The sequence below is a fragment of the Streptomyces sp. NPDC057099 genome (genome assembly GCF_042671245.1).
In the GTDB taxonomy this organism is placed as follows: domain Bacteria; phylum Actinomycetota; class Actinomycetes; order Streptomycetales; family Streptomycetaceae; genus Streptomyces; species Streptomyces purpurascens.
Genome location: NZ_JBHUTX010000004.1, coordinates 291,940 through 318,164 on the forward strand (window position 1 = coordinate 291,940; position 26,225 = coordinate 318,164).

The 26,225-nt window shown below is 70.8% G+C and carries 28 protein-coding genes; 17 read left to right on the forward strand and 11 right to left on the reverse strand.

Annotated elements, in window-relative coordinates:
- Positions 1-3: 3 nt before the first annotated feature.
- Genes ACFT4A_RS08080 through ACFT4A_RS08090 form a run of 3 tightly spaced genes read left to right on the forward strand, consistent with a single transcriptional unit; the run spans position 4 to position 3,097 of the window.
- On the forward strand, positions 4-1,212 hold the full coding sequence (locus ACFT4A_RS08080) for a sensor histidine kinase (protein ID WP_382826983.1): 1,209 nt from the start codon (positions 4-6) through the stop codon (positions 1,210-1,212).
- Positions 1,209-1,871, forward strand: a complete 663-nt coding sequence (locus ACFT4A_RS08085) for a response regulator (protein ID WP_382826985.1) — start codon at positions 1,209-1,211, stop codon at positions 1,869-1,871. Before ACFT4A_RS08080 ends, ACFT4A_RS08085 begins: the two co-directional genes overlap by 4 nt.
- 41 nt (positions 1,872-1,912) lie before the next feature.
- A complete protein-coding gene (locus ACFT4A_RS08090; protein WP_382826987.1) occupies positions 1,913-3,097 on the forward strand; it encodes an exo-alpha-sialidase in 1,185 nt (394 codons plus the stop codon).
- Here the strand turns inward: ACFT4A_RS08090 and ACFT4A_RS08095 are convergent.
- The 5 genes from ACFT4A_RS08095 to ACFT4A_RS08115 are packed head-to-tail and all read right to left on the reverse strand — an operon-like array spanning position 3,094 to position 9,604.
- Positions 3,094-4,026, reverse strand: a complete 933-nt coding sequence (locus ACFT4A_RS08095; RefSeq protein ID WP_382826988.1) for a dihydrodipicolinate synthase family protein — start codon at positions 4,024-4,026, stop codon at positions 3,094-3,096. The two genes, ACFT4A_RS08090 and ACFT4A_RS08095, sit on opposite strands and share 4 nt — an antisense overlap.
- A complete protein-coding gene (locus tag ACFT4A_RS08100) occupies positions 4,023-5,042 on the reverse strand; it encodes an oligopeptide/dipeptide ABC transporter ATP-binding protein (RefSeq protein WP_382826990.1) in 1,020 nt (339 codons plus the stop codon). The genes ACFT4A_RS08095 and ACFT4A_RS08100 overlap by 4 nt, the downstream gene beginning before the upstream one ends.
- Complete coding sequence (locus ACFT4A_RS08105) at positions 5,039-7,012, reverse strand: dipeptide/oligopeptide/nickel ABC transporter permease/ATP-binding protein (protein ID WP_382826992.1); 1,974 nt, start codon at positions 7,010-7,012, stop codon at positions 5,039-5,041. Before ACFT4A_RS08105 ends, ACFT4A_RS08100 begins: the two co-directional genes overlap by 4 nt.
- The gene (locus tag ACFT4A_RS08110) at positions 7,009-7,971 is read right to left on the reverse strand and encodes an ABC transporter permease (protein WP_382826994.1); all 963 of its coding nucleotides are present in this window, start codon (positions 7,969-7,971) and stop codon (positions 7,009-7,011) included. The genes ACFT4A_RS08105 and ACFT4A_RS08110 overlap by 4 nt, the downstream gene beginning before the upstream one ends.
- Before the next feature lie 4 nt (positions 7,972-7,975).
- On the reverse strand, positions 7,976-9,604 hold the full coding sequence (locus ACFT4A_RS08115) for an ABC transporter substrate-binding protein (protein WP_382826996.1): 1,629 nt from the start codon (positions 9,602-9,604) through the stop codon (positions 7,976-7,978).
- 236 nt (positions 9,605-9,840) lie between these two features.
- Between ACFT4A_RS08115 and ACFT4A_RS08120 the strand changes: the two genes are divergently transcribed.
- The 4 genes from ACFT4A_RS08120 (at position 9,841) to ACFT4A_RS08135 (ending at position 12,793) form a co-directional block, all read left to right on the forward strand.
- Positions 9,841-10,563 carry a FadR/GntR family transcriptional regulator gene (locus tag ACFT4A_RS08120; protein WP_382826997.1) on the forward strand — a complete coding sequence of 241 codons (723 nt, stop codon included), beginning with the start codon at positions 9,841-9,843 and terminating at the stop codon, positions 10,561-10,563.
- A 73-nt stretch (positions 10,564-10,636) separates the two neighbouring features.
- Entirely contained in the window at positions 10,637-11,068 is a 432-nt protein-coding gene (locus ACFT4A_RS08125) for a protein phosphatase (RefSeq protein WP_382826998.1), read from the forward strand.
- Positions 11,069-11,173: 105 nt separating this feature from the next.
- On the forward strand, positions 11,174-12,343 hold the full coding sequence (locus tag ACFT4A_RS08130) for an abortive phage infection protein (RefSeq protein WP_382827000.1): 1,170 nt from the start codon (positions 11,174-11,176) through the stop codon (positions 12,341-12,343).
- A gap of 12 nt (positions 12,344-12,355) precedes the next feature.
- Positions 12,356-12,793: a VOC family protein gene (locus ACFT4A_RS08135; RefSeq protein ID WP_382827002.1), complete on the forward strand. Its 438-nt coding sequence runs from the start codon at positions 12,356-12,358 to the stop codon at positions 12,791-12,793.
- On the opposite strand, the gene ACFT4A_RS08140 is transcribed toward ACFT4A_RS08135, so the two are convergent.
- The gene (locus ACFT4A_RS08140; protein ID WP_382827004.1) at positions 12,790-14,265 is read right to left on the reverse strand and encodes an alpha/beta hydrolase; all 1,476 of its coding nucleotides are present in this window, start codon (positions 14,263-14,265) and stop codon (positions 12,790-12,792) included. The genes ACFT4A_RS08135 and ACFT4A_RS08140 overlap by 4 nt on opposite strands.
- A 102-nt stretch (positions 14,266-14,367) precedes the next feature.
- Between ACFT4A_RS08140 and ACFT4A_RS08145 the strand changes: the two genes are divergently transcribed.
- The 3 genes from ACFT4A_RS08145 to ACFT4A_RS08155 all read left to right on the forward strand — a co-directional run bounded on the left by ACFT4A_RS08145 (position 14,368) and on the right by ACFT4A_RS08155 (position 17,111).
- Entirely contained in the window at positions 14,368-15,132 is a 765-nt protein-coding gene (locus tag ACFT4A_RS08145; RefSeq protein ID WP_382827006.1) for an SCO2525 family SAM-dependent methyltransferase, read from the forward strand.
- 18 nt (positions 15,133-15,150) lie between these two features.
- A complete protein-coding gene (locus tag ACFT4A_RS08150; RefSeq protein WP_382827008.1) occupies positions 15,151-16,068 on the forward strand; it encodes an SCO2523 family variant P-loop protein in 918 nt (305 codons plus the stop codon).
- Between the two features lie 80 nt (positions 16,069-16,148).
- A complete protein-coding gene (locus ACFT4A_RS08155; RefSeq protein WP_382827010.1) occupies positions 16,149-17,111 on the forward strand; it encodes an FAD-dependent oxidoreductase in 963 nt (320 codons plus the stop codon).
- A gap of 21 nt (positions 17,112-17,132) precedes the next feature.
- On the opposite strand, the gene ACFT4A_RS08160 is transcribed toward ACFT4A_RS08155, so the two are convergent.
- Positions 17,133-18,347: a GNAT family N-acetyltransferase gene (locus ACFT4A_RS08160; protein ID WP_382827012.1), complete on the reverse strand. Its 1,215-nt coding sequence runs from the start codon at positions 18,345-18,347 to the stop codon at positions 17,133-17,135.
- A gap of 108 nt (positions 18,348-18,455) precedes the next feature.
- On the opposite strand from ACFT4A_RS08160, the gene ACFT4A_RS08165 reads away from it, so the two are divergent.
- Together ACFT4A_RS08165 and ACFT4A_RS08170 are read left to right on the forward strand one after the other, a co-directional pair.
- Entirely contained in the window at positions 18,456-19,442 is a 987-nt protein-coding gene (locus tag ACFT4A_RS08165) for an SCO2522 family protein (protein WP_382827014.1), read from the forward strand.
- Positions 19,443-20,387, forward strand: a complete 945-nt coding sequence (locus ACFT4A_RS08170; RefSeq protein WP_382827015.1) for an SCO2521 family protein — start codon at positions 19,443-19,445, stop codon at positions 20,385-20,387. It begins immediately after the preceding gene.
- Here ACFT4A_RS08170 and ACFT4A_RS08175 read toward each other — a convergent pair.
- From ACFT4A_RS08175 to ACFT4A_RS08190, 4 genes are all read right to left on the reverse strand, one after another.
- On the reverse strand, positions 20,377-20,859 hold the full coding sequence (locus ACFT4A_RS08175; protein WP_382827017.1) for a cupin domain-containing protein: 483 nt from the start codon (positions 20,857-20,859) through the stop codon (positions 20,377-20,379). The genes ACFT4A_RS08170 and ACFT4A_RS08175 overlap by 11 nt on opposite strands.
- Before the next feature lie 92 nt (positions 20,860-20,951).
- Positions 20,952-21,395, reverse strand: coding sequence for a GNAT family N-acetyltransferase (locus ACFT4A_RS08180; protein WP_382827019.1), 444 nt, complete (start codon positions 21,393-21,395; stop codon positions 20,952-20,954).
- Between the two features lie 12 nt (positions 21,396-21,407).
- Positions 21,408-21,605 (reverse strand): DUF397 domain-containing protein, encoded by a 198-nt coding sequence (locus ACFT4A_RS08185; RefSeq protein WP_382827021.1) that lies wholly within the window; start codon positions 21,603-21,605, stop codon positions 21,408-21,410.
- Positions 21,587-22,417 carry a Scr1 family TA system antitoxin-like transcriptional regulator gene (locus ACFT4A_RS08190; RefSeq protein WP_382827023.1) on the reverse strand — a complete coding sequence of 277 codons (831 nt, stop codon included), beginning with the start codon at positions 22,415-22,417 and terminating at the stop codon, positions 21,587-21,589. The genes ACFT4A_RS08185 and ACFT4A_RS08190 overlap by 19 nt, the downstream gene beginning before the upstream one ends.
- A gap of 116 nt (positions 22,418-22,533) precedes the next feature.
- Between ACFT4A_RS08190 and ACFT4A_RS08195 the strand changes: the two genes are divergently transcribed.
- The 5 genes from ACFT4A_RS08195 to ACFT4A_RS08215 all read left to right on the forward strand — a co-directional run bounded on the left by ACFT4A_RS08195 (position 22,534) and on the right by ACFT4A_RS08215 (position 26,123).
- A complete protein-coding gene (locus tag ACFT4A_RS08195) occupies positions 22,534-22,740 on the forward strand; it encodes a hypothetical protein (RefSeq protein ID WP_229845541.1) in 207 nt (68 codons plus the stop codon).
- Positions 22,737-22,952 (forward strand): hypothetical protein, encoded by a 216-nt coding sequence (locus ACFT4A_RS08200; protein ID WP_382827025.1) that lies wholly within the window; start codon positions 22,737-22,739, stop codon positions 22,950-22,952. The genes ACFT4A_RS08195 and ACFT4A_RS08200 overlap by 4 nt, the downstream gene beginning before the upstream one ends.
- A 62-nt stretch (positions 22,953-23,014) precedes the next feature.
- Positions 23,015-23,761 (forward strand): DNA repair protein RecO, encoded by a 747-nt coding sequence (recO, locus tag ACFT4A_RS08205; protein WP_189723392.1) that lies wholly within the window; start codon positions 23,015-23,017, stop codon positions 23,759-23,761.
- 65 nt (positions 23,762-23,826) lie between these two features.
- Positions 23,827-24,657 carry an isoprenyl transferase gene (locus ACFT4A_RS08210; RefSeq protein ID WP_382827027.1) on the forward strand — a complete coding sequence of 277 codons (831 nt, stop codon included), beginning with the start codon at positions 23,827-23,829 and terminating at the stop codon, positions 24,655-24,657.
- A 62-nt stretch (positions 24,658-24,719) separates the two neighbouring features.
- Positions 24,720-26,123, forward strand: a complete 1,404-nt coding sequence (locus ACFT4A_RS08215) for an MFS transporter (protein WP_382827029.1) — start codon at positions 24,720-24,722, stop codon at positions 26,121-26,123.
- Positions 26,124-26,225 lie beyond the last annotated feature (102 nt).

The window sequence follows — 26,225 nt, forward strand, 5'->3', positions numbered from 1 at the left end:
ACCGTGCAGGCACCCACCACCGGCAATCGGATCATCGCGGCGATCAACCGCGACCCCCTCACCGCCCCGCACGCGCTCCGTAACGACGCCCTGCTCGCGGTCGCCGCCGCCGTGGTCGCCGTCGGGCTCGGGCTGCTCGGGGGTGACGGGGGCGGGCCCGATGCGCTGGGGTGGGTGCTGCTGCTCGCGTGCAACGTGCCGATCGTGTGGCGGCGGCGTCGGCCGTTGCTCGTGCTGCTCGGGGTCGTGGCCTGTGTCGCCCCGTACCACGCCCTCGACAACCCCCACTCCGCGCCGACCCCGGCCACGTACATCGCGCTGTACACCGTCGCCGTCACCGGCCGCCCGCTGCGTGCCGTCCTGGTCGGGGCCGGCGTCCTCACCCTCTCGACCAGCACGATGCTCATCATCAACGCCCACGAGGCCCTGAGGATGCTGCAGATCTCGGGCTGGGTCGTCGCCGTGCTGTTCTGCGGCGTCGACGTACGGTTCTACCGCCAGTACGTCGCCTCCATCGTGGAGCGGGCCGAACGGGCCGAACGGACCAGGGAGGAGGAGGCCCGGCGGCGGGTCGCCGAGGAGCGGCTGCGGATCGCCCGGGACCTGCACGACCTGCTCGCCCACAGCATCACCCTCATCGGTGTGCAGACCTCCGTCGCCGCCCATGTGCTGTCCGCCGACCCCGAGCGGCTCGACCGGGAGACGGTCGCCAAGGCCCTCGACGACATCGCCGAGACCTGCCGCAGCGCCCGCGGCGAACTCCGTACGACGCTGGAGGTGCTGCGCGAGCACGGCCCGCCGGAGGCCCGCGGCCCGCTGCCCGGCCTCGACGGCCTGCCCGACCTGGCCCGGGCCGCGCGGCTGGCCGGTGCCCGGGTCGAGCAGACCGTACGGATACGCCAGGCACCGCCCGCCGTCGGCGCCGCCGCCTACCGCATCGTGCAGGAGGCCCTGACGAACGCGGTCCGGCACGCGGGACCCGACGTCTCGGTCCGTGTGGAGCTGGACGAACGGCAGGGCGCCCTGCATCTGTCGGTCAGCGACGACGGCACGGGACCCGACCCGGGCGGCACCTCGGGCTTCGGGCTCGTCGGAATGCGGGAGCGGGCCCGCAGTGTGGGTGGCACACTCGACGCCGGACCGCGCCCCGGGGGCGGCTTCGAGGTGGCCGCGGTCCTGCCGCTGACCACGACGGGGAAGAGGACCGGATGACCATCCGAGTGCTGCTCGCGGACGACCAGACCCTGGTGCGGGAGGCGTTCGCGATGCTCGTGGAGTCGGCCCGTGACATGGAGGTCGTCGGCCAGGCCGCCACCGGCCGGCAGGCCGTGGAACTGGCCCGCACCGGGCGCGCCGACCTCGTGCTGATGGACATCCGCATGCCCGACCTGGACGGCATCGAGGCGACCCGGCTCATCGCGGCCGACGACGACCTCGCGGGCGTCCGCGTCCTGGTCCTCACCACCTACGACACCGACGAGTACATCGTGGACGCCCTGCGCGCCGGAGCCTCCGGGTTCCTGGTCAAGGACACCAGGCCGGCCGAACTCCTCGACGCCATCCGCACGGTCGCGGCCGGGGACTCCCTGCTGTCGCCAGGCCCCACGGCACGGCTGATCGAGCGGTTCCTGCGCAGCCCCTCGGCACCCGCGACCGGCGGCCCGGAGTGCCTGTCCGAGCGCGAGCGGGAGGTGCTCGGCCTGGTCGGGCGCGGCCTCAACAACACCGAGATCGCCGAGGTGTTGGGCCTGAGCCCGCTGACCGCGAAGACCCACGTCATCCGCATCATGGGCAAGCTGGCGGCGCGGGACCGGGCGCAGCTCGTCATCGTGGCGTACGAGTCGGGGATCGTGACACCGGGGAACATCTGACGGACAGGCACCATCCGGCGCCCCCCTTTTTCAGGAGCAGGATGAGACTCCTCTGCCGCACCCTTCTCGTGACCACGGTCCTCTTCCCGGCCCTCACCGCGACGACCTCCGCCTCGGCCGCCCCCGGCTGCACGTCCTCCGTCCCGTACGTCTCGGGCGAGGGCGGCTACGACACGTACCGCATCCCCGCCGCCGTCACGACAGGCAAGGGCACCGTCCTCGCTTTCGCCGAGGGCCGACGCGGCGGCGCGGGGGACACCGGCGCCATCGACGTCGTCCTCAGGCGCTCGACGGACGGCGGCTGCACCTGGGGCCCGATCGTCGTCGTCGCCGCCGGGAAGGGCGACACCCGGGGCAACCCGGCACCCGTCGTCGACCCGCGCACCGGCGCGGTCGTGCTCCTCACCTCCTACAACAGCGGCAAGGTGACGGAGGCCCAGATCATGCGGGGCGAGGTCACGCCCGAGCAGAGCCGCCGGGTGTTCGTGCAGCACAGCCGGGACGACGGCCGGCACTTCACCGCACCCCGCGAGATCACCGCCCAGGTCAAGCGCCCCTCCTGGCGCTGGTACGCGACCGGCCCCGGCCACGCGATCGCCCTCACCCGTGGCCCGTACGCGGGCCGGCTGGTCGTCCCCGCCAACCACTCGGCGGCCCCGCCCGCCGGCTCCCCGGACACCGGCCAGGAGCCCCGCTACTACGGCGCCCACGCGCTCCTCAGCGACGACGGCGGCAGGACCTGGCGCCCGGGCTTCGTCGACGACTCCTACGACGGCGTGAGCAACGCCAACGAGTCGATCGCCGCCCAGCTCCCCGACGGCAGGGTCTACTTCAACGCCCGCGACCAGCACGGCACCAGCCCCGGCAACCGCCTCGACAGCCACTCGCGTGACGGCGGCCGGTCCCTGGAGCGGCCGTACACCGTGCAGCCCGCCCTGAACGAGGTCCCGGTCGTCCAGGGCAGCGTCCTGCAAGTCGCCGGGCGGCACGGACCGTTGTTGTTCGCCGGGCCCTCCGTCCCCACCGCCCGCCGGGCGATGGCCCTCTGGCGCAGTACCGACGGCGGGGTCACGTTCGCCAAGGCCCTGACGCTCTCCCAGCAGCCCGCGGCCTACTCCGACCTGGTGCCGCTCGGCCGGAAGTCGGTGGGGATCCTCTACGAGACGGGAGTCCAGGGGACCTACGAGACGATCGAGTTCCGGCGCCTCCCCGTCGGTGACCTCTAGAGCAGCCCGGCCGCCGCCAGGTACTTCCCGACCTGCTCCACCTCGTCCGGCGACAGCGGCACCTGCGGCTCCGCCGTCGCCGGGCAGTCGATCACGCCCCGCAGGTGCAGCGCGGCCTTGAAGGCGCCGATCGCCGAGGAACCCGGGCCCATCCGGGCCGGATCGCCGACCGTCACCATGCCGAACAGGGCGCACAGGCGCTCCTGTTCGGCACGGGCCTCGTCCCAGTCCCCGGAGCGGCAGAGCCGGTCCAGGCGGACGTAGCCGTGCGGGTCGACATTGGCGAGGCCGGGCACCGTGCCGTCCGCGCCGAGCGCGAGCGCCGCGTCGACGATCAGCTCGGAACCGGTCAGCACGCTGAAACCGGTGATGCCCTGGCGGTCCCGGGCGCCGGTCAGGACCTGGCGGAAGGCGGCCAGATCGCCGCTGGAGTCCTTGAGTCCGGCGAGGACACCGTCGGCGGCCAGTTCCAGGACCACGTCGGCGGGCAGCTTCGTGTGGACGGCGACGGGAAGGTCGTAGGCGATGACCGGGACCGGGCTGCCGGCCGCGACCGCGCGGTAGTGGCGGGCGATCTCCGCCGGGTGGGTGCGGGCGTAGAACGGGGCGGTGACGACGACCGCGTCCGCTCCGGCCGCCGTCACCGACGCGACATGGTCCAGGACCCGGGCCGTCGTCATATCGATCGCCCCGGCCAGCACCGGGAGCTGCCCGCTCACGTGCGCCGCGACCGACTCGACCACCAGTCTGCGCTGCCGGTCCGGCAGATACGCCGCCTCGGACGTCGAGCCGAGCACGAACAGTCCGCTCACCCCGCCGGCGACCAGATGGTCGACCAGCCTGAGCAGCGAGGGCACGTCCACCTCGCGGTCCGGTGTCAGGGGCGTGCACACGGGCGGGATGACACCGGTCAGCGGGGTGAGGGTCATGGAGCCTCCATCGGGTCGCACTGGCGGACGAGGTCGCGGGTCGATTCGTCCTCCTGGACAGGATGGTGGCAGCGGAAGCGGTGCCCGGGGGCCGACGCGGCCGAGAAGTCCGGCATCGCCGCCGCGCACGTCCCGTCCGCCTTCCAGCAGCGCGTGCGGAACGGGCAGCCGCTCGGCGGACGGGTCGCCGACGGCACCGGACCGACCAGCGGGATGGGGTCGATCGGGTCGAGCAGGCCGGGCGTGGCGGAGAACAGCGCGCGGGTGTACGGGTGCCGGGCCCGGTCGGTGACCAGGGCGGCCGGGGACTCCTCCACGATCCGGCCCAGGTACATGGTGATCACCCGGTCGCTCATCCGCCGCACCGTCTGGATGTCGTGCGAGACGAACACCAGGGCCAGGCCCAGGCGTTCCTTCAGGTCCAGCAGGAGGTTGAGGATCTGCGCCCGGACCGACACGTCCAGGGCGCTCGTCGGCTCGTCCGCCACGACCAGGTCCGGGTCCAGCGCCAGCGCCCGGGCGATCGCGACGCGCTGCCGCTGCCCGCCCGACAACTGGCCCGGCAGGGCGTCGGCGAGGGCCCGGGGGAGACCGACGAGGGACATCAACTCCCGCACGCGATCCTCGCGCTGGTTCCTCGTGCCCCGGTCGTGCACGTCCAGCGGGTCCCGCAGGATCTGCCGGACGGGCAGGCGGCGGTTCAGGGCCGTCGACGGGTCCTGGAAGATCATGCCGGTACCGCCGCCGACGGCCCGGCGGCGTTCGGCGGGCGGCATCGCCCACAGGTCCCGGCCCCGGAACGACACCGTCCCCCGCGTCGGCCGCTCCACCCCCACCAGCACCTTCGCCAGTGTCGACTTTCCGCAGCCCGACTCGCCGACCACACCGATGGTCTCGCCGGGCGCGATGGCCAGGTCCGCGCCGGTCAGGGCGTAGACCCGGTCCCGGGTGAACAGGCCGCCGCTGCGGGCCTTGTGGACGACGTGAGCATCAGCCAACTCCACGAGCGCACTCATGACACCGCCTCGGTCTCGGTGGCCGACAGCTCTATGGCCGGGTGATGGCAGGCAGCCGTGTGCGCCTCGGGACCGGCCAGGACCGGAGCCGTCGTACGGCAGATCCCGCTCGCGCGCGGGCACCGGTCCGCGAACCGGCAGCCCGCCGGGAAGTCGGCCGGAGAGGGCACGACGCCCCTGATCTGCGTCATCCGCTCCTGCGCCGACTCCAGCGACAGCACACTGCCGAGCAGACCGCGCGTGTAGTGGTGGGCCGGTGCCTCCACCAGGTCGGCGGTCACGCCCGTCTCCACGATCTGCCCGCCGTACATCACCACCACCCGGTCGGTGACGTCCGCGATCAGCGCCAGGTCGTGCGAGACGAGGATCAGCGCGAAGCCCAGCTCCTCGCGCAGCCGCAACAGCAGCTCTATGACCTGGGCCTGCACGGTGACGTCGAGGGCGGTCGTCGGCTCGTCGGCGACGATCAGCTTCGGGTCGCGGGACAGGGCCATGGCGATCAGGACGCGCTGGCGCTGTCCGCCGGACAGTTCGTGCGGGTAGCTGCGCAGGGTGCGCTCGGGGTCGAGGCCGACCATCGTCAGCAACTCGGCCGGAGTGCGCCGCCCGCCGCGCCGGACGACCTGCTTGAGCTGGGCGCGGATCGTCATCGCCGGGTTCAGCGACGACAGCGCGTCCTGGTAGATCATCGCCATCTCGTGGCCCAGGAGCTTGCGGCGTACGCGCATCGGCTCGGCGATCAGATCCCGCTGCTGGAAGCGGACCTGTCCGCTGACGCGCGCCCCCTTCGGCTGGAGGCCCATGACCGCCAGCGCGGTCAGCGACTTGCCGCAGCCCGACTCGCCGACCAGGCCCAGCACCTCACCGGGACGCACCTCGAAGCTGATGCCGTCCACGATGTCCACGCCGCCGTGCCGCTGGTCGAAGCCGATGGCGAGGTTCTCCACCGCGAGCACCGGCTGACCGTCCCGGGGCAGCCGGCGGGCCCGGGCCCGCAGCCGCCGGGCCGCCTCCGCCAGGCCGGGCAGCTGTACGACCTCCCCGGTGCCGGGCTCCGGCGTCTCCAGCCGGTCGTCCTCGGGCGCCTCCACGTCCCGCGCCGACGGGGCCGCCCACGCGTCGGACACGCCCTCGGACAGGATGTTCAGCGACAGCACCGTGACCAGCATCAGCAGCCCGGGGAACACGGTCGCCCACCAGCCGCCGGTCAGCACCATGTTCTTGCCGTCCGCGATGACACTGCCCCAGGACGGGTCGGGCGGCCGGACACCCGCCCCGATGAAGGACAGCGACGCCTCGAAGACCACCGCCTCGGCGACCTGGACCGTGCAGAACACCAGCACCGGCGCGGCACAGTTGATCGCCACGTGCTTCAGCACGATGTGCGGGGTCCGGGCGCCGATCACCCGTTCCGCCGTCACATAGTCCTCGCCGTACTGGTCGAGGACGTTGGCCCGGACGACCCGTGCCACCGGCGGCGTGAACAGGAACGCGATCGCGCAGATCAGCACCGTGATGCCACCGCCGAACACCGCCACCAGCACGGCGGCCAGCGCGATGCCCGGGAACGCCATCACCACGTCCAGACAGCGCATCAGCGTCTCGTCGACCGCCTTGCGCGAGGTGGCCGCGATCGCCCCGAGCAGCGCGCCGACCACCAGCGCCAGACCGGTGGCGCCGAGCCCGATCGCGAGCGACCAGCGCGCCCCGTACATCAGCCGGCTGAGGATGTCCCGGCCGAGGCTGTCCTGGCCCATCCAGTGCGCGGCGGACGGATGCCCGGTGCCGTCGACCGGCGGCTGCTGGTCGAGCGGGTCGTGCGGGGCGAGGACCGGCGCGAGCAGCGCCATCAGGACGACGACCGCCAGGAAGCAGACGGCGACCTTCGATAGTAACGGCAGCCGGCGCAGGCCGCGCAGCCGTACGCCGGGCCGGGACAGCGCCGTGGCGAGACTCTTGCGGGTCGTCATGAGGTGGCATCCCTCAGTCGCGGGTTGACCAGCAGGTAGAGGACGTCGATGACGAGGTTCACGACGACGAACCCGGCCGCCGTGGTCAGGACGACGCCCTGGACGACGGCAGGATCGCCGTTCTTCACGGCGTCGATCATCAGCTTGCCCATGCCGGGCAGCGAGAAGATCGTCTCGATGACGACCGCGCCGCCGAGGAGATACCCGACGCGCAGCCCGAGCACGGTGAGGGGGTTGATGAGCGCGTTCCGCAGCACGTTCCGCCCGACCACGACCCGGGGCGGCAGCCCGCTCCCGATCGCCGTCCGTACGTAGTCCTTGTCCAGTTCCTCCACCACGGCCGTCCGCACGATCCGGGTCAGCTGCGCCGCCACCGGCAGGGACAGGGCGAGGGCGGGGAGCGCCATGGTCTTCAGCCAGCCGGTGAAGGAATCGGCCGGGTTGATGTAGCCGCCGGTCGGGAACCAGCCCAGGTCGACGGCCAGGTACTGGATCATCAGCAGCGCCAGCCAGAAGCCGGGCGCGGCGACGCCGGTCAGCGACACGACCCGGATGATCTGGTCGGGCAGCCGGTCCCGGTAGATCGCCGCGGTCACCCCGCCCACCAGGGACAGGACGACCGCGATGCCCAGGCCCAGGAAGGTCAGCTGGAGGGTGAGCGGCAGCGCGGTGGTGACCTGGTCGATCACCGGCGCCCGGGTCAGCGCGCTGGTGCCCATGTCGCCGTGCAGCACGTCGGCGACGAAGTCCACATACCGCACGGGCAGCGGGTCGAGCAGGCCGTGTTCCTCGCGGAAGTCGTGCAGCTGTCGCGGTGTCGGGTTGGCGCCCTGGAAGAACGCGGACGCCGGGTCGACGTCCGAGAACCGCATCACCAGGAACACGAACAGCACGATGCCGAGCATCAGCGGCACGAGCAGGGCGATGCGGCGGAGCAGGATCCGGAGGACAGCGGTCATACCGCTAGGCCCACTTGGCCTGGAGGAGGTTGATGCCGGGGTACGGCTGTGGCCTTATCCCGCTGAGCCGCTCGGGGTTCCAGGCCGTCATCAGCTCGTTGTGGACGACCGGGTAGAGCACGGCCTGTTCGGCGACGACGTCGATGTAGTCCTGGACCATCGCCGTCTTCTTCGCGGCGTCGGGCTCCCGGGTGGCCCGGTCCATGTCCCTGAAGAGCGCCTTGGCGACGGAGTTGCCGGCCCAGCGCGTGTACTGCATCCACAGGTTCTCGGGCCCGTAGTTGTAATGCATGATCAGATCGGCGTCGAGGCCGAACTGGTTGGGGTTGGAGGCGGCGGCGACCACTTGGTAGTCCTGCTTCTGGTCCATCTTGGTGAAGACGGCCGTGGTCTCCTGCGGCGACAGGGTCGTGCGGACGCCGATCGCGTCCCAGGAGGACTTGACGGTCGGCAGGCAGTCCACGATCCAGCTCACGTTCACCGCGAGGATCTCGATGCTCAGCCCCTTGACCCCGGCGGCCTTGAGCAGCGCCTTCGCCTTGTCCGGGTCGTAGTCGTAGACCGTCTTGGCCCGGCGGTAGGAGGGGTTGCTCTCGTCGAGGAAGGAGCTCGACGGCTTCCCGCGTCCCTTGAGCGCGACCTCCACCATCTTCTCCGTGTCGATGGCGTAGTGCAGGGCCTGGCGCACGCGTACGTCGTCGAAGGGCTTGTGCTTCGTGTCGAACATCAGGAACAGGTTGTTCATCCCGGCCCCGCCGGCGACCGTCAGACCGCCGCTCTCCAGTTGCCCGATGTTGGCGTACGGGATGTTGTCCGCGATCTGCGCCCCCGCGCTCGACCCCGAGATCTTCGCGACGCGGGGCGCGGCGTCCACGATCGTCAGCCAGTTCATCTTCCGGAAGGCGGGCTTGCGCGGCCCGTTGTAGTCGGCGAACGCCTCGAAGGTCGTGTTCGACTTGGGGTGGTGAGCGGTCTGCCGGTACGGCCCCGAGCCGATAGCCTTGCCCTTGATGGCCTCCTCCCAGCCACCCGGCTGGGAGAACACGTGCTTCGGCATGATCTTGGCGAGCGTCAGCCGGGAGAGCCCGTCCGGGAACGGGAACTTGAGCACCAGCTCCACGTTCCGCGCGTCGATCTTCCGGACCTCTTTCAGCCAGCTCGCGAAGAAGCCCTTGGCGAGGGTCTGGGTGTCCGGGTCGAGGATCCGCTCGAAGACGAACACCACGTCGTCGGCGGTCACGGGCTTGCCGTCGTGGAACGTCGCACCGGCCCGCAGCGCGAACTTCCAGGACGTGCCGTCCGGGTCCTTCGGCACCTCGGTCGCCAGGGCCGGGTACGGCTCCCGGGAGATCGGATCGGTGTCCAGCAGACCCTCGTAGATGTGGTTGTTGGCGGCCATGCAGAACGCGGACGCCGTCTGGGTCGGGTCCCAGCTGCCGTCGTTGCCGTACCCGATCACCGCGGTGAGCGTCCGGTCCGCGCCGTCGCCCCCGCCGGTCTCGTTGGTGGACTCCGGCCCGGACGAACAGGCCGACAGCGACGCGGAGACGGCGGCCGCCGCGCCCAGCGCGCCGGTGTACTTCAGGAAGGTCCGGCGGTGCGGCGCCGGTACGTCGTGGGTCACGTCGCGCACGGGTCCTCCAGAGATCTGGCAAGGCGTGAAGGGGGGAGATACGACGTCCTACGTCCTGGTGGTCAGCGCGACCATAGGAGGGGGCGTGAGGGCGGTCAAGGGGTCGCACACGAATGGCGTATCTGCCAGAGGTCGCACCAATGGCACGCGCGCTAACGTGAGTTGACGGCTTATCAGGGCAGGCCCGGCACCGGGTACCGCCAGAGGTGGGACGTGGGACGTCCGGGGCGCGTACGATGCGGCGCATGTCCGAGGAGCCCAGGACCAGCCGGATACAGCGCGAGGTCGTCCAGCTCATCCTCGACCGCAGACTCACCGCCGGCGCGCCGCTGCCCACCGAGGCCGAACTGATGGAGGCCCTCGGTGTCAGCCGCAACTCCGTCCGCGAGGCCCTCAAGGCCCTCCAGGCCCTCGACATCGTCGAGATCAGACACGGCTACGGCACCTATGTCGGCAAGGCCTCCCTCACCCCGCTCGTCGACGGCCTGACCTTCCGCACCCTCGCCCGGCACGACGACGACACCGGCGCCCTCGCCGAGATCCTCCAGGTCCGCGAGGTACTGGAGGAGGGCCTGATCCGCCGGGTCGCCGGGACGCTCACCGAGGCGGAACTGGACAACCTGGAGGGCGTGGTGACCCGCATGGAGTCCGCCGGCGCCACGGCCCGCATGGGCAGCACGTTCCCCGACCTCGACCGCGAGTTCCACGAGGCCCTGTACGCCTCCCTCGGCAACCCCCTCGTCCCTCAGCTCCTCGGCGCCTTCTGGACGGTCTTCCGGCGCGTCTCCGGCGCCCGCGGCTGGACCGACGACCCCACCCCCGAGATCACGGTCCGCCGCCACCGCGACATCGTCACGGCCCTGCGCGCCCGCGACGTGGAGGGCGCGCAGCGGGCGATGGCGGTCCACTTCCGGGGGATCGAGGCGCGGGCGGCGGAGGAGTCGCGGGGGGTGGGGTGATTCGGCTCCGGCGTGCTGTGGCTCCGGCGTAATTCCGCTCTCGGTCGAGCGGACGCGCAGCATGATGAGGGGCGTGACCGATCTGTGGAGTGAGAGTGACACCGGCGTCCTGAGGCTGCCGTCCGGCCGGTTGGTGCGCGGGCGAGGCCTCCGCAACCCCCTGGACCCCAGCGCGCCCCTGCCCTCCCACGGCGTCTACCTGCTCGGCAAGCAGCCGCCCGAGGTCCCCTGGGAGTCGGGCTGGATCCGCTGGCCCGACTTCCGCCTCCCGTCGGACCGGGCCACCGCCCGCGTGGTGCTGGCCGACGCCTGGGAGCGGGCCGCCGGGGAGCGCGTGGAGATCGCCTGCGGCGGCGGACGCGGCCGCACGGGCACGGCCCTGGCCTGCCTCGCCGTCCTGGACGGCGTACCCGGCGAGGAGGCGGTGGCGTACGTCCGCCGGCACTACGACCGGCATGCGGTGGAGACGCCGTGGCAGCGGAGGTACGTACGCCAATTCGGGTAGGCCCTGTCGGTCTCTCCTTAGGCGCGGCGGCTCATACCTTGGTCGCGCCTCCGTAGACCGACGGCCGACAGCGGGCCCGGCACCCGCGTCGGCACAGTGAACGGTATGGAAGAGACCAAGGGGATCAAGCAGACGAAGGAGATCAGCCGGGCGCGGTTCCTGGCCGGGGCGGCGGCGGTGGGGGTCGTCGGAGCGGTGGGCCCGGCCGGGCAGGCCCTGGCGACGGAAGCCGGGCACGGCCGGGGACTGCGCCGGCAAGGCGTCGTCTACACCGTCGGGGCGGGGGAGACACCGGGCACCGCGTGGAGCGCGCGCCGGATGCGGGCGGATGTGTGCGCCATCCGTGACGACCTGCACGCCGACACCCTCGACGTCACGGGGGACGGCGTCGAACGGCTCACCGCCACCGCCGCCGAGGCCGCCGAACGGGGGCTGCACGTCTGGCTGCAGCCGACCCTCGGGGACGCACCGCAGCGGGACATCCTGGAACACCTCGCCGAGACCGGCCGGTTCGCGGAGCGGCTGCGGCGGCAGGGCGCGAGCGTCGACCTCAGCGTGGGCTGCGAGTTCTGGCTGTTCGTCCCCGGCATCCTGCCGGGCGAGACCGTCCTGGAACGCATCAGGAACCTCCAGAACGGCACGGTCGACTGGCCTCGGACGCTGCGCCGGCTCGCCGAGTTCACCGCGAAGGCCGCGAAGGTCGGCCGCTCCGTCTTCAACGGCAACCTCAGCTACGCCGCCGCCCAGAGCATCGACGACCCGGACTGGAGCCTCTTCGACATCGTCGGCATCGACTACTACTCGTACTTCGAGAAGCGGTCCGACCACGTCCGGGAGCTGAAGCGGTACCTGCGCTGGGGCAAGCCGCTCGCCATCACCGAGTTCGGCACGTGCGCGTACGCCGGTGCCCCCGAGACGGGCGGCATGGGCTGGGACATCGTCGACTACGACAAGGAGCCGCCGGAGATCAAGGGGGACCTGGTCCGCAGCGAGCGCGTCCAGGCGGACTACGTGGGCGAGCTGCTGGACGTCTTCGCGTCGATGGGCCTGTACGCGGCGATGACCTTCGAGTTCATCAGCGCGGACGCCCCGCACCGCCCGGACGAGCCCCGGTTCGACCTCGACCTCGCGTCGTACGCCATCACCAAGGTGATCAAGGACCGTCCGGACGACCCCGCGTCGGGCTGGCACCGGGAGCCGAAGGAGGCGTTCCACGCGGTGGCCCGCCGCTACGCCCGACGGGCGCGGCCGGGGTCACGGAGGCACCATGGCTGAGGAGGTGCGCCCATGGAATGGACCCTTGAGGTGGTCGCCGTACCGGTCACCGACGTGGACCGGGCCAAGGCCTTCTACGTGGACCGGTGCGGTTTCCGCGCCGAGATCGACGCCTCGTTCTTCGAGGGCGTGGGCCGCTTCGTCCAGCTGACCGCCCCCGGCTCCCGCTGCTCCATCGTGCTGGAGTCCGGCATGCCGGACCCGCCGGGGCAGCCTCGCATGGCCCCGGGGTCGCTGCAGGGCCTCCAGCTCTGTGTCACGGACATCGAGAAGGCCAGGGCGGAGCTGGTGGGACGCGGGGTGGAGGTGACGCCGGTCCTGCACGTGGGCGCGTCCGGCTGGGCGGAGGGCCGGGGCGAGGAGAGCTGGAACTCCTTTCTCTTCTTCCAGGACCCCGACGGCAACGGCTGGGCCATCCAGGAGGCCCCGGCACCCCTCGCTCAACGCTAGGCGCAGTAGGTGTCCCGGTCCGGGCGCTCGCCCGTCGCCAGGAAGCGGGAGACGGTCCGGTCGCCGCAGGCGTTGCCGTTGGCGAGGTAGGCGCCGTGGCCCGTGGAGTTCACCGTCACCATGACGGCCCGGTCGCCGAAGGCACGCCGGAGCTCACGGGCCCCGCTCAGCGGACTGGCGACGTCCCGCTCGTTCTGGACGAGCAGGATGTTCGACGGCCCGCGGTCGGTGATCCGGACCGCGGGCTCCCGCGGCTCGTACGGCCAGGCCGCGCACAGCATCGGGCCGCGCGGCATGCCCGCCGTCAGCGGGAACGCGGCGCGGCTCTCGTCGACGCTCTTCTGGTACTGGGCGGCGGACCTGGGCCACGCCACGTTGTTGCAGAGGATCCCGGCGCCGACCGCCGCGGCGTTCTGCATCATCGCCTCGTCCGGGGCCTCGGGCACGGGCGGCACGGTGCCCTTGCGGGCGGCGAGGATCATCTCCGCCAGCACAGGGTAGTCGTCGGGGCCGTACAGGCTGCTCAGCATGGTCTGGCGCAGGACGTTGCCGTTCAGCTCCGCCGGGTTGGCGCCGGGCCAGGGGAGGGGCTCGCGGTCGAGCCGTTCGGCGAGGCGGAGGAAGAGGGGCCGTACGTCGGCCGCCTCACGGGCCAGCCGGTGCGGATTCCCGGGCTGGGACGCCCACTTGGCGAACTCCGGGAAGGTGTCCTCCACCCCGGCCTCGAACGCGGCGAGCCAGGCGCGTCCGACGCGGGTGTGGTCAGGGTTGTTGTTGCTGTCCAGCACGATGCGGTCGGTGCGGTGCGGGAACAACTGGCTGTAGACGGAGCCGACGTACGTGCCGTACGAGTCGCCCCACGCGGAGACCCGGCTCTCGCCCAGCGCGGCCCGGACGCGGTCGAGGTCGCGGGCGTCGTTGGCGGTACTGAGGTGCCGTATCAGCTCACCGCCGCTACGGGCACAGGCGCCGGCGATACGCCGGGCGGTGGTCATCGTCTCGGCGACGGAACCGTCCGGGGCGGGCCAGGGCAGCTTGGCGAGGGCGAGGTCCTTGCTCTCGAGCCCACATGAGGCGGTACTGGACGGCGCCATCCCGCGAGGCGCGAACCCGATCAGGTCGTAAGCGTCCCGCACCTCCTGCGGCAGCTTCTGCCCCTTGCCGGACGGATCCTCGAGACTGACCCCACCGGGCCCGCCCGGAATGAGTAACAGCGCACCCCGGCGAGCGGAGGGCTTCTCACTGGGCAGACGGGAGACGGCGATCTGGATCTTCCTGCCGCCGGGGTCGGAGTAGTCCATGGGGACGTCGACGGTGGCGCACTGCTGACGGGCGTCTAGGCCGGTTCCTTCGCACTTGGTCCACGTGATCGACTCGGCATCAGCGGCGGACGCACCGCCGCCAGGCCCGGCCAGACCGAGAACGACACCGGCGGCGGCGATCAGCGCGGCGTTCTTCGTGATCTGCTTCATACGCAGCAGAGTGGCGGACTCTGACCCCCTTCCCCATCCGGACAACTGCCCGATATCCCAGGGGGATTACCCCCGGTCCGCCCTTCGGGATACCGTGAGTGAATGACGTCGAGATCGTCGTGGAACGCCCGGAATTCAGATGTGGCATGGGCGAAATTCGACCCGATCGCCTACGTTGATCACAACTACCGCGACATGCAGGAAGTGGACGCGGAGATTCTGTGCATCGTCCGGGATCATTTCGCAGATCATTTCCGGACGACGGACACGACCGGGCCGGTTTCCGGTATCGACGTGGGTGCCGGCGCGAACCTCTATCCCGCGCTCGCCATGCTGCCCTGGTGCGACGAGATCACTCTCCTCGAGTACTCGCCCGCGAACGTGAGCTACCTGAAGAGCCAGGTCGCGTACTACGACCCGAACTGGGACCAGTTCTGGGACGTCCTGCGCGAGCACGAGGCGTACCGTGCGCTGGGGATGGACCCGCGCGAGAGGTTCGGCTTGGCCGTAGAGGTGAAGGAGGGCAACCTCTTCGACCTGGCGCGGCACGAGGGGCGGTGGTCCCTGGGGACCATGTTCTTCGTCGCGGAGTCGATGACGAGCTCACATCAGGAGTTCCGACTCGGCGTCGAGCGCTTCCTGCGGGCCCTGACTCCCGGTGCCCCCTTCGCCGCCGCCTTCATGGAACATTCCAAGGGCCTCGGTGTGGGCGAGTATTTCTTTCCCGCCTGTGACGTGGGGGAACCCGAGGTGAAGGCGAGTCTCGACGCCTTCGCGACCGACGTCACGGTCGTGCGACCCGAGTCACACGCCAAAGTGCGCGACGGCTATTCGGGAATGATCCTTGCCTGCGGCAGGCGTCGGTAGATTCCCGGAAGGAAGCATGTGCTGATCTTCGCCGCCTCAGACAAGGGAGGCGCGGGCCGTTCCGTCACCAGTGCCAATCTCGCCTATCGCCGGGCTTTGGCCGGTGACGAGGTCTGTTATCTGGACTTCGACTTCGGGTCGCCCACCGCGTCGGTCGTCTTCGATGTGCCCAAGGCCCGCCGGGCCGCCGAGGACCAAGGCCTGCACGCCTACCTGAAGGGCGAGGTCGTCGACCCCGCCCGCATCGACGTCTGGGCAGAGACCGAGCACCAGGTGCTGCGCCACCGGCCGTCCCGCTCCGGACGGCTCGTGCTGATGCCCGGTGATCTCGGCGGCGGAGACTTCGCCACGACCGAGAACGACCTGCGGCGGTGCGTCGACCTGCTGCTGAAGCTGCACCACGAGTTCGACCTGATCGTCGTCGACCTCCGGGCCGGCCGCAGCTACGCCGTCGACCTGGCCCTGGCAGCCACCGCACAGCCCGAGATGAAGGCCGTCCCGGCCCGCTGGCTGGTCTTCCACCGCTGGACCCGCCAGCATGTGGCCGGCGCCGCGCACCTGGTCTTCGGCCGGCGCGGCCTCGTCAGCGGCGGCGTCGCCCGAGGCCACGACGCGGACGCCCTGCGCGGCGCCATCCGCTTCGTACGGTCAGCCGTACCCGATCCCGACTCGCCGCTGTGGTCGCAGGCGCGCCCCGCGCAGTCGGTGTGGATGCGGATGCGCGACGGCGACCTCGAGCAGCTCGCCTCCGAACACGGCATGGGGCGCAGCCAGGTCCTCGGCTCCGTCCCCTTCGAGCCCGTTCTGCAGTGGCGTGAGCAGCTCATCACCGACGAGGACGTACTGGACAGCCAGATCGCGGACATGACGACCTGGCAGGCCCTGAGCGACCTGGCCGCTCGGCTCACCGACGACAGGCACTGGGAACTGGCGTGAACCGGTCCCCGTGCCGCCAGGGCACCGCGAGGAGGGTCGGTTAGTCTCGGCGGAGAGCTGCGGACCAGGGAGGCGAGCCCGTGTCGGCCAGTGCGGTGGTGATCGGCGCCGGAGTCTCAGGGCTCACCACGGCGGTGTGCCTGGCGGAGTCCGGCATGGACGTCCGGGTGGACACCGACCGGCCCCCGTCCGCGACGACCTCGGCGGCCGCGGGCGCCATGTGGGATCCCTATCTGGCCGAGCCCCGCGACCTGGTGGAGCGGTGGAGCCGGGTGACCCTCTCGGAGCTGACCGAGCTGAGCACGGATGCCGGCACGGGGATCCGGCTGCTGGAAGGGACTCAGGAATCCAGGGTTCCCTGTGACCTGCCGACCTGGGGCGGCCTGGTCGAGGCGCGGATGTGCCCACCGGACGACCTGCGGGACGGCTTCGTGTCCGGCTGGCGGTACCGCGCCCCTCTCGTGGACATGCACCGCTACCTCCAGTACCTCGTCGAGCGGCTCGCCAAGGCCGGTGGGCATGTCCGCGAGCACCACTACGACACCCTCGACGACGCGATGGGCGCAGCGCCCGTGGTGGTGAACTGCACCGGGACCGGGGCCCGGGACCTCGCGGCCGACGCTGCCGTCGAGGCGGTGCGCGGCCAGCTCGTCGTCGTGGAGAACCCCGGTATCCGGGCGTTCTTCACCGACGACACCCCTGGCGCCGAGGAACTCACCTACATCTACCCGCACTCCGACGTCGTCGTCCTGGGCGGAACCTCGGACCGGGGCAACTGGGACCTCGGCCCCGACCCGGCCGAGGCCGAGGCGATCATCCGGCGCTGCGCCGCCGTCGAGCCGTCGCTCGCCGGAGCCCGGGTCGTCGAACACCGGGTGGGACTGCGGCCGGCCCGCAGCCGGGTCCGGCTGACGGACGAGTGGCATCAGGGCACGCTGCTGATGCACAACTACGGTCATGGCGGAGCCGGACTGACCCTGTCCTGGGGGTGCGCCCGCGAGGTCGCGGACCGGATCCGCACAGCGCTGGGGCCGTATCCCTGATCCGCGCCGGGACCTGCTCACCTACCCCCTGATCTGCCACTGCCTGCGCTCCGCGATGTCGGCCTCCGCGCCTCTGCGAAAGAGGTACAGCCAGGTGCGGGCCATGAGTGTGGCGGTCAGGGCGATGGTCCAGGGCCAGCTGACGGCATCCGCCTCCACCAGCGCCGCACCGACCGTCGGAGATGCTGCCGTAAGGACCATCAGGCCGATTTCGGTCCGGCTTCTTCGGAATCGGTGGGCGATGGAGAATTCCGACCGCTCGTACCAGGCCATGGCCGCGCTGATCACGACGGCCAGCACCATGGTCGTCCAGGGATTGCCGCTGACCTGCGCATAGGTGACGGGCAGTGAGATGAGGAAGGGGAACACGCCGCCGTACTCGGACAGCACGTTTCCCCACTTCATTATCTTGCCGAACGCGTTCGAGCGGATCCGGGCGAGCTCGCCGGAGGCGCTGGCGTAGACGATCAGGGAAAGCACCGTGCTGAACGTCGCACCGATGAGAAGCAGACGGACGTCGTCGGGGAACCGGGTGGACGAGAAGGCGAAGCCCAGGAGGAACGTGATGGCGGCCAGGATGGAGCCGGAGAACGCTATTCCGGCCGCGGCCTCCCCGGACTGGAGGGTCGCGGGGTCGTCCTTCTCGAACCGGGCGATCTCGAAGGCCGGTTCACCGCCCAGGCTCACCAGCGCCGTCACCGCGTGGTCGGACGGCCCCAGCGACTCCGCGAGCTGCTCCCGCGCGGTGACGTGGACGAGATGCCGCGCGTCCGGATCGATGTACTCGACACGCGACTTGTACTGGTAGTAGACGCGGTCGGCGCAGTCCCCGTCACCTGCGCGCATGACCCGAGTGCCGATGAAGCCGCACGCCAGCAGGAGGCGTGTCACCGTCAGTTCCTCCGTCCCCGCCACAGCGGAGATCAGCGGCGGCTCGCTCGACTTCCGAGGCAGATCCCGCACCATCTCGCCCAGAAGCCGCGTGGCCATGCCCTGCCGTCGCGAACGGTCCCGCACCGCGATCAGCGACAGCCGCGCATGCCCCGGCGACGGCATCTCCGCGGCGATGCACCCCACCAACTCGCCTTCGGATTCGACCACCCGGACCAGCTCGCGTTCCACGGCCGCGCTGAGGAGAGGCGGCGGAATGACCTCCGCTTCGCACGATTCGGCCAGAAGCAAGCGGAGTCGGTCCAGATCGGCGGGGCGGGCCGGACGGGTGGACCATGCAGTCATATCCGTCCATTTCATTCGGTTCGTAGTCGTGTCTCGTCATAGTGCAGCACAACTGGCGAAGTCTGGCGCCGAGTTGTACTTTTTGAGGACGGTGCGAAGGGGGCGGCCATGACGGGGTCCGTGTTCCGGGAGTCCACCGCCGAGCCCCGCACCCAGGCCGTACCGCTCGCCCATCTCTCCCTGGAAGTGGGCCATCTCTACATGGAGGACTTCGAGGCCGGGCCCGGGCGGTTGCGGGAGCACTTCGGCGAGGTGCGGGTCTGGGCGGATGCCGCCCGTGTCGCTGTGGCCCGTCGCGTGGGTGGCGGGCGCAGTCGCGTCAGCACCTGCTTCCTCGTCGACGACTACTTCACGCGCTTCTCCACCCCGGCGGAACTCCTCCCCGTCGTCCTCGAAGAGGCGGAGAAGGCGGGTCTGGTCATCGACTATCTGGCTCGTGAGTCCGGCTGCGCGGTCGACGGCAGGACCGAGCCTGCCGAGTCCGTCCTGCACCGCCTCGTCGAGTCGCCGCCGCCCGGCAGCTACGGCGCCCGCCCACCTGTCGGCCAGACCGGCTGGCTCGCCAACGGGCAGCGCACGCCGAGCACGGCCCGCAGCGCGCTGTCCGAGGCTCCCGGCTGGCAGCCGCCCCAGGAGACCGCCGCCCGCACCCACTCGGTCTTCATGGACGTCGAGCTCTGGTCGGAGGAGGAAGGGCGGCGCCTGTGGTCCTGCCCGTTCCTGGCCGCCGTCTGGCAACTGGCCCGCCTCGGCCTCCTACGGCACTCCGGTGAGCCCGTCCTCACCCCGAGCCCCTGGACCGGCGGCGGCTTCCCGGACGACTGGGACCACCTGCCGCCGCTGCTCCGGCTCAACGACTCCGCGGCCCCCTTCAGTGCCTACCGCACCTGCACGCTGCTGCCCAACCGCTTCCTGCCCGTCGAGGACGCGGTGCGGCTCATCCTCGACCAGACGGACGTCGACGCCGGGGCACTGCGGCAGGTCGCCGAGCGGTCCGCGGGGGAAGGGGTGCCGGTGCCGGCGGCGATCGCGCAGCGGACGACGTACGTCTTCTACGAGGAGCCCACGGACTCCCTTACCTCCGAGGTGACTTGAGTGACGGCCTCCCTCGGACAGCCGGTGCGGTCGGTCCTCGCCTGCGGTGAGGTGCGTACTTGTCTGCTGCCGACCCTCCGGGCACTGGACGGCTTGACCGCTGCCCGGATGCTGCGGCTGCGTGCCGACGAGCACGTCCTTGTCTCCGAGCGGCCGAACCCGTACGTCCGTTCACCGGAGGTCCTCACCGGCGTGGACTGCGGGCTGCCGACCTCCAACGGCGCCAAGGTCCGTGCCGTGGGGACGGTGGCCGCCCGCGCCGCGCTCACCGAGGGCCGCGTTCTGCAAGCAACCGCCTACTTCAGCGCACCGGCCTCCGGCCCGGAAACACGGCGGCCCTGGGGCCAGTACCTCGTACGGCCGGGTGTGCTCGAACCCTTCGGAAAGCTGCCTGAGGAAGCGACGGCGAAGGGCATTCTGCACGGCCCCGGACGCGACGAGCTGAACCTGGGGATGATCGCCGAAGGGCTGCTCGCCCGACTCCGCCGCAGTCCCCCGCTCGATCAGCGAGCACCGCTCAAGTCCCGCTCCACACAACTGCGTTGGGTCGCGAGGTACGTCCCCGTGGGGGAGGGGGCGTCACTGGAACACTTCACCCTGGCCGAAGAAGGGCTGCGGACCGTGGAGCTGCGACTGCCGGAGGACATCCCGGCCGCCGCAGTGGCGGGCCTGTGCGAGGACCTCGCGTTGCACGACTGGCTGCTCACGACCGTGACGCACCTGCTGGACCGCAGCCGGCGCGTTGCCGCCTCCTCGCCCGTCCCGGCCCTGCGTCCGGTCGTCGAGCACCTCCTGCATCTGTGGATGCCGCGTGCCCGCGTGGCCCCCTCGCTGGGGCACCTGTGGGACGGGCTGGAACAGACACCGGGATTCACCCGCCAGTGGCAGAACCTCGTCCAGCACATCCGCGATCAACTGGCCGTCCAGGCCGCGATCACTGAATGAAGTAACTGTCGTGCCGGAGCTGGAACTCCCGGAGTTCCTCGCCGCCGCGCTGCGCGAACTCGGCGACCCGCTCGAAGTACTCCTCGCGAGGAGCGCCCGGCGAGAACAGCATCAGCATGGACACGGGGTCGTCGCTGTCGTTCTTGAACGCGTGCAGCCCGCCGACCGGCACGTACAGGAAGTCGCCCTGCCGCCCGGTGACCCAACGCTCGCCGTCGTAGAGTTCGATCTCGCCCGACAGGACGTAGAAGGACTCGGAGATGCTCCGGTGAAAGTGCGTCTTCGCGCCGGGTGCCTTGGGTCCCATGTCCACCTTGTACAGCCCGAACTCTCCTCCGGTGGAGGAGTGGCTCGCGAGGTAGTGGGTGGTGGTCCCGCCCGGGGAGACGATGTCGGGCGGGGTGTCGGCAGACCTGAAGACGGCGTTGATCTCGCCGTTCTCACCGAGGTAGCGCGGTTCCGGATACGACATGGGGTCCCCTTCGTCAGGTGGTACGGGGACCTTCCCACGCCCCGCCTTCTTGGTCATCGGGCGTTGGGTGGAGGGGGAGTGGGCCTGGGGGTCTAGGGCTTGTCGGGCGGTCGCACCATGAAGACGTCGATCGGGTCCTGGGTCTCGACCGTGAAGCCGTGGCGTTCGTAGAGGCGTCGGGCCGGGCTGCCCTGGAGGACGTTCAGGCGTACGGGTTCGGCGTCGGCGTCGGTTCGGGTCAGCAGGGTTCGGAGGACTGCCGTACCCAGGCCCCGGCCCTGGAGGCCGGGATCGAGGTAGAAGTGCTCCAGCCAGGTGCCGTCGTCGGACGGTCGTAGCGTGACGCTGCCCGCGAAGGTGCGGTCGGCCTCGATGACCGAGGTGTGCTGCGGGGCGTAGCCGTCGCGCAGCCGCTGTCTGACCCGGTGTGCGTCGTAGCGGCCCAACCGCTCCAGGTCCGGGCGCATCACGATCGCCCGAAGTTCCGCGATCGGTTCGACGTCCGTTGCTGCGGCGGGGCGCAGGGTCCAGTGCACGGCCGGATCGTGTCAGTGGCGGCGGTGGTGGCGTATGAACATGCCCCAGGCGGCGGCCCCGACCAGGACCATCGGGCTGTCGGCCAGTTTGCTGTCGCGGACGGGGACCGTGCCGGGGACTCCGTCGGCGACCTCGATGCAGTTGCCGCCATCGCCGTTGCTGTAGCTGCTCTTTCGCCAGCGGGCGTTGCTCAGGTCGTAGGAGTGCATCGTCTGAGATCCTCAGCCGCCGATCGGATCAGGGCGAGGGACGCCTCCGGCGACAGTGCGGCACCCCTGAGCAGATCGTAGGCGCGCCGTGCACGCTTCACCATGGCCGGGTCGTCGATCAACGTTCCCGAAAACGACGTCTCTGTATAGGCGACGGGCGGCGCTTCCTCGAACTCCATGAGCCGTAGCGAGCCGTTGTTGGCGGGGGCGCCTGCGGAGAACGGGAGCACCTGCAGCACCACCTTGCGTGCGCTCGCGAGATCGGCCATGTGGTCCAGGGCTTGAGCGGCGATGTCAGGACCGCCGACCGGGATCCGGAGCACGGTTTCGTGCACGATCACCCAATACACGGGCCTTGTAGCGTCGTCGAGGATCTGGGCGCGTTCCACGCGGGCGGCGACTCTGTCCTCGATGAACTCGTCCGCGGCGAATGGATGCGTCGCCAGAGTGAGTGCCCTCACGTACGCGGGCGTTTGAAGAAGGCCCGGCACGACGGTCGGCTCGAACTCGCAGATCGCCGTCGCCTGCCGCTCCAGCTCCACAACCTCCGCGAAATAATCCGCATACCGCTTATCGTCAATCAGCTTCCTGCACAACCGCTCGAAAATACCGTCGGTTTGCAGCACCCCGTCGATCCGCTGCGCCACATCCAACTGCGGTTTGCGAATGGCCTGTTCGAACTGGCCGATGTATCCGCCGGAGACGAAAACCCGCAACCCCAGCTCCACCTGGGTGATCCCCGCGTCCTCCCTCCGTCGCTTGAGCTCCGCGCCGAAGAACTCCCACGCCGCCTGCCGAGAACCGTTGGCCATTGCCGAACCCCTTTGTGCTGCCCCGCAGTTGTAGGGCACAGACCTCTCCCGAGTGTAGATGCGGAGCGTCATCGTGGGGATGCGAAGAGTGAAACTGCAAAAGGAAGGGGAGCACGGTGGAGGCACGACACTCGGCGCACTGCGTCGAAGAAGCGGAGGACGCGGTGAAAGAATTGCGGGCAGAACTCGCCAAGGCGGGAATTACCCTGCCGTCACTGGGCCTGGACCCGGTGAGTCTTGCGCGGGAAGCACCCTGTCCGCTCGTGGAATTGGGCCGGTGTTCCGTGGAGACCGCCCGGCGGCTCGCGGCGGTTCTGCGATGAACCCCCCGGTCGGCGCGTACGTCGTGGACACCCGCAGTGGACGCATCGGCATCGTCATGGGGCATGAGGGGCCCTACGTGCAGCTGCGGCCGTACGGGGGCGGGAAGGAATGGGACGTGGACCCCGGTGCCGTCCGGCACGCCACCCCGGCCGAGCGGCTGAGCGCGGCGACGGCGTATGCCAACGCCCGCAGCAGGGGCGAGGTCCCTTGACCCGGAATACCCGGAACACCCAGGGAACCCGTGCGCCCCGGTGACCCTGCGAGAATGACGCCATGAGTCTGTTCCGCGACGACGGCATCGTGCTGCGCACCCAGAAGCTGGGTGAGGCGGACCGGATCATCACGCTGCTCACGCGCGGTCACGGACGGGTACGGGCCGTGGCCCGGGGCGTGCGCCGGACGAAGTCGAAGTTCGGTGCGCGCCTCGAACCCTTCTCCCACGTCGACGTGCAGTTCTTCGCGAAGGGGAGCGAGCTGATCGGGCGCGGGCTCCCGCTGTGTACGCAGAGTGAGACCATCGCGCCGTACGGCGGCGGGATCGTCAGCGACTACGCGCGGTACACGGCCGGAACGGTCATGCTGGAGACCGCCGAGCGGTTCACCGACCATGAGGGCGAGCCGGCCGTGCAGCAGTATCTGCTGCTCGTCGGCGGGCTGCGGACCCTCGCCCGGGGAGAGCACGCCCCGCATCTCGTGCTCGACGCCTTCCTGCTGCGCTCCCTCGCCGTCAACGGCTACGCCCCGAGCTTCACGGACTGCGCGAAGTGCGGGATGCCCGGGCCCAACCGGTTCTTCTCGGTCGCCTCGGGTGGCTCCGTCTGCGTGGACTGCCGGGTGCCCGGCAGCGTCGTACCCTCGCCTCAGGCCCTCGAACTCCTCGCCGCGCTGCTTACGGGAGACTGGGACACCGCGGACGCGTGCGAGGCGCGGTACGTCCGCGAGGGCAGCGGGCTGGTGTCCGCGTATCTGCACTGGCACATGGAGCGCGGGCTGCGTTCCTTGCGATACGTGGAGAAGTAGCCCCGCCCGTAGAGACGCACAGACCCACAGACGCACTGCAAGCGAGCACGAGGAGCGAGAGACACATGGCCGTACGCGGGATCCTGGGGCGGCAGCGCCGTGAGTACAGGACGCCGGAGCCGCACCCGACCGGCGCACGGCCGCCGAAGCTCGGAGAGCTCGTACCGAAGCATGTGGCGATCGTCATGGACGGCAATGGCCGCTGGGCCAAGGACCGGGGGCTGCCGCGCACCGAGGGTCACAAGGTCGGCGCGGAGCGGGTGCTGGACGTGCTCCAGGGCGCCATCGAGATGGGCGTCGGAGCGATCTCCCTGTACGCCTTCTCCACGGAGAACTGGAAGCGGTCGCCGGACGAGGTGCGCTTCCTGATGAACTTCAACCGGGACTTCATCCGCAAGACCCGCGACCAGCTCGACGAGCTGGGCATCCGGGTGCGCTGGGTGGGCCGGATGCCGAAGCTGTGGCGTTCCGTGGCCAAGGAGCTGCAGATCGCCCAGGAGCAGACCAAGGACAACGACAAGCTGACGCTGTACTTCTGCATGAACTACGGCGGCCGGGCCGAGATCGCCGACGCCGCGCAGGCGCTCGCCGAGGACGTGAAGAGCGGGAAGCTCGACCCGTCCAAGGTCAACGAGAAGACCTTCTCGAAGTACATGTACTACCCGGACATGCCGGACGTGGACCTGTTCCTGCGCCCGAGCGGTGAGCAGCGCACCTCCAACTATCTGATCTGGCAGAGCGCCTACGCCGAGATGGTCTTCCAGGACGTGCTGTGGCCGGACTTCGACCGGCGTGACCTGTGGCGGGCGTGCCTGGAGTTCGCCTCGCGCGACCGGCGGTTCGGCGGGGCCATCCCGAACGAGGAGCTGCTGGCCATGGAGGGCAGGCAGGAGTAGGGGCCGATCGGCCCGGCCGCACTGCGGTGGCAGCCGGGCCCCACCGGCGGTGTGCTGGTGGCATGGGTTCGACGGCCGTCAGCGCTCCTCAGGGGACCACCCCCAAGCGGGCCGGGGCGTTCGTCGCGGCCTCGCTCGCCCTGTTCTGCATCCAGCTGGACTTCTTCGCGCTCAACCTGGCCATCCCCGGCATCTCCGCCGAGCTGGACACGACGGTCTCGGCGGCTCAGTGGACGCTGTCCGCCTACATGCTCGCCATCGGATGTCTCTTCATCGTCGGCGGGCGGCTGGGCGATCTGCTCGGCCGCCGTCCGATCCTGCTGATCGGGATCGGCCTGTTCGCCGCCGCCTCCGTCGGCTGTGCTCTCGCGCCCACCCTGGGCGTCCTCGTCATGTGCCGGGTGGTGCAGGGCGCGGGCGCGGCGCTGATCTTTCCCGTGTCGGTCTCCGTCATCAGCAACGCCTTTCCCGAGGAGACCCGGGCCCGGGCGCTCGGGGCGGTGTTCGGCATCGCCAACGTCGGCACCGCCCTCGGACCGTTCGTGGGCGGCGGCTTCACCGACGGCCCCGGCTGGCGGTGGATCTTCTGGCTGCTGGCTCCGCTCAGCGCCCTCTCCCTGCTGATCGCCGTGTGGTGCGTCCCCGACTCCCGGGACGAGAGAGCCCCGCGCCAGATCGATCTGCCCGGCTGTGCGGCCGTCGTGATCAGCCTGGCCGCGCTGACCCTCGCCGTGGAGCGGGGCAGCGCCTGGGGCTGGGACCACGCGCGCACCCTCGCCCTGCTCGGCGTCGCGGTGGTGGCCGGTGCGCTCTTCGTCCTGCGGGAGCGGGCCTGCCGGCATCCGCTGGTCGATTTCCGGCTCTTCCGTAACATCCCCTTCGACCTCGTCACCGTGATGGGGGCGGTGGCCAACACGGGCTACGCCGTCACCGTGTTCCTCGCCACCCTGCAGTTGCAGCAGGTGCGGGGCCTGTCCGCGATCCTGTCCGGCACGGTGTTCCTCGCCCCGGCCGTGATGGTGGCCTGCGCGGGGCCCATCGGCGCCTGGCTCTCCACCCGGATGCGCCCCACCAGCGTCATGGCCCTGGCCGGGACCATCGCGGGCACCGGCATGATCGGGCTGAGCTGGGCCTGGTCCTGGTGGGTCTACGTGCCCGTCTTCACCTGGTGCCTGCTCGGTCTCGGCCTGGGCTGGACCTTCGCCAGCGTGGCCACCCAGCAGGTCGTCTCGCCCGCCCGCGCCGGGGAGGCCTCGGGTGTCGTCCTCACCGCCCTCGTCACCCTGGGCGCCATCGGCCTGGCCGCCGTGGCCGCGGCGATCACCTCCCTCACCCCGGAGACCGGCCCGGAGCGCGCCTACGACCTTCTCCTGCGCATCGGCGGCGTCGTCATCCTCGTCGCGGCCGCGCTGTCGCTGCTCGTCCGGCGCGGGCTCGGCGCCCGCGGCCTGGCGCCGTCCGCCTGAGCGACCCGGCGGGGAACCTTTGGCAAGGGCAGGACAGGCGGCCACTTCCCGGCCGCCACCGAGCCATGCGACGTTCATGTACCGACTCGACGATGCGGCGGA

Coding starts and splice junctions, on each gene's coding strand:
- ACFT4A_RS08085 (WP_382826985.1), top strand. CDS start 1,209: ATGACCATCCGAGTGCTGCTCGCGGACGACCAGACCCTGGTGCGGGAG.
- ACFT4A_RS08090 (WP_382826987.1), top strand. CDS start 1,913: ATGAGACTCCTCTGCCGCACCCTTCTCGTGACCACGGTCCTCTTCCCG.
- ACFT4A_RS08095 (WP_382826988.1), bottom strand. CDS start 4,026: ATGACCCTCACCCCGCTGACCGGTGTCATCCCGCCCGTGTGCACGCCC.
- ACFT4A_RS08100 (WP_382826990.1), bottom strand. CDS start 5,042: ATGAGTGCGCTCGTGGAGTTGGCTGATGCTCACGTCGTCCACAAGGCC.
- ACFT4A_RS08105 (WP_382826992.1), bottom strand. CDS start 7,012: ATGACGACCCGCAAGAGTCTCGCCACGGCGCTGTCCCGGCCCGGCGTA.
- ACFT4A_RS08110 (WP_382826994.1), bottom strand. CDS start 7,971: ATGACCGCTGTCCTCCGGATCCTGCTCCGCCGCATCGCCCTGCTCGTG.
- ACFT4A_RS08120 (WP_382826997.1), top strand. CDS start 9,841: ATGCGGCGCATGTCCGAGGAGCCCAGGACCAGCCGGATACAGCGCGAG.
- ACFT4A_RS08130 (WP_382827000.1), top strand. CDS start 11,174: ATGGAAGAGACCAAGGGGATCAAGCAGACGAAGGAGATCAGCCGGGCG.
- ACFT4A_RS08135 (WP_382827002.1), top strand. CDS start 12,356: ATGGAATGGACCCTTGAGGTGGTCGCCGTACCGGTCACCGACGTGGAC.
- ACFT4A_RS08140 (WP_382827004.1), bottom strand. CDS start 14,265: ATGAAGCAGATCACGAAGAACGCCGCGCTGATCGCCGCCGCCGGTGTC.
- ACFT4A_RS08145 (WP_382827006.1), top strand. CDS start 14,368: ATGACGTCGAGATCGTCGTGGAACGCCCGGAATTCAGATGTGGCATGG.
- ACFT4A_RS08160 (WP_382827012.1), bottom strand. CDS start 18,347: ATGACTGCATGGTCCACCCGTCCGGCCCGCCCCGCCGATCTGGACCGA.
- ACFT4A_RS08165 (WP_382827014.1), top strand. CDS start 18,456: ATGACGGGGTCCGTGTTCCGGGAGTCCACCGCCGAGCCCCGCACCCAG.
- ACFT4A_RS08175 (WP_382827017.1), bottom strand. CDS start 20,859: ATGTCGTATCCGGAACCGCGCTACCTCGGTGAGAACGGCGAGATCAAC.
- ACFT4A_RS08185 (WP_382827021.1), bottom strand. CDS start 21,605: ATGCACTCCTACGACCTGAGCAACGCCCGCTGGCGAAAGAGCAGCTAC.
- ACFT4A_RS08190 (WP_382827023.1), bottom strand. CDS start 22,417: ATGGCCAACGGTTCTCGGCAGGCGGCGTGGGAGTTCTTCGGCGCGGAG.
- ACFT4A_RS08200 (WP_382827025.1), top strand. CDS start 22,737: ATGAACCCCCCGGTCGGCGCGTACGTCGTGGACACCCGCAGTGGACGC.
- recO (WP_189723392.1), top strand. CDS start 23,015: ATGAGTCTGTTCCGCGACGACGGCATCGTGCTGCGCACCCAGAAGCTG.
- ACFT4A_RS08210 (WP_382827027.1), top strand. CDS start 23,827: ATGGCCGTACGCGGGATCCTGGGGCGGCAGCGCCGTGAGTACAGGACG.
- ACFT4A_RS08215 (WP_382827029.1), top strand. CDS start 24,720: ATGGGTTCGACGGCCGTCAGCGCTCCTCAGGGGACCACCCCCAAGCGG.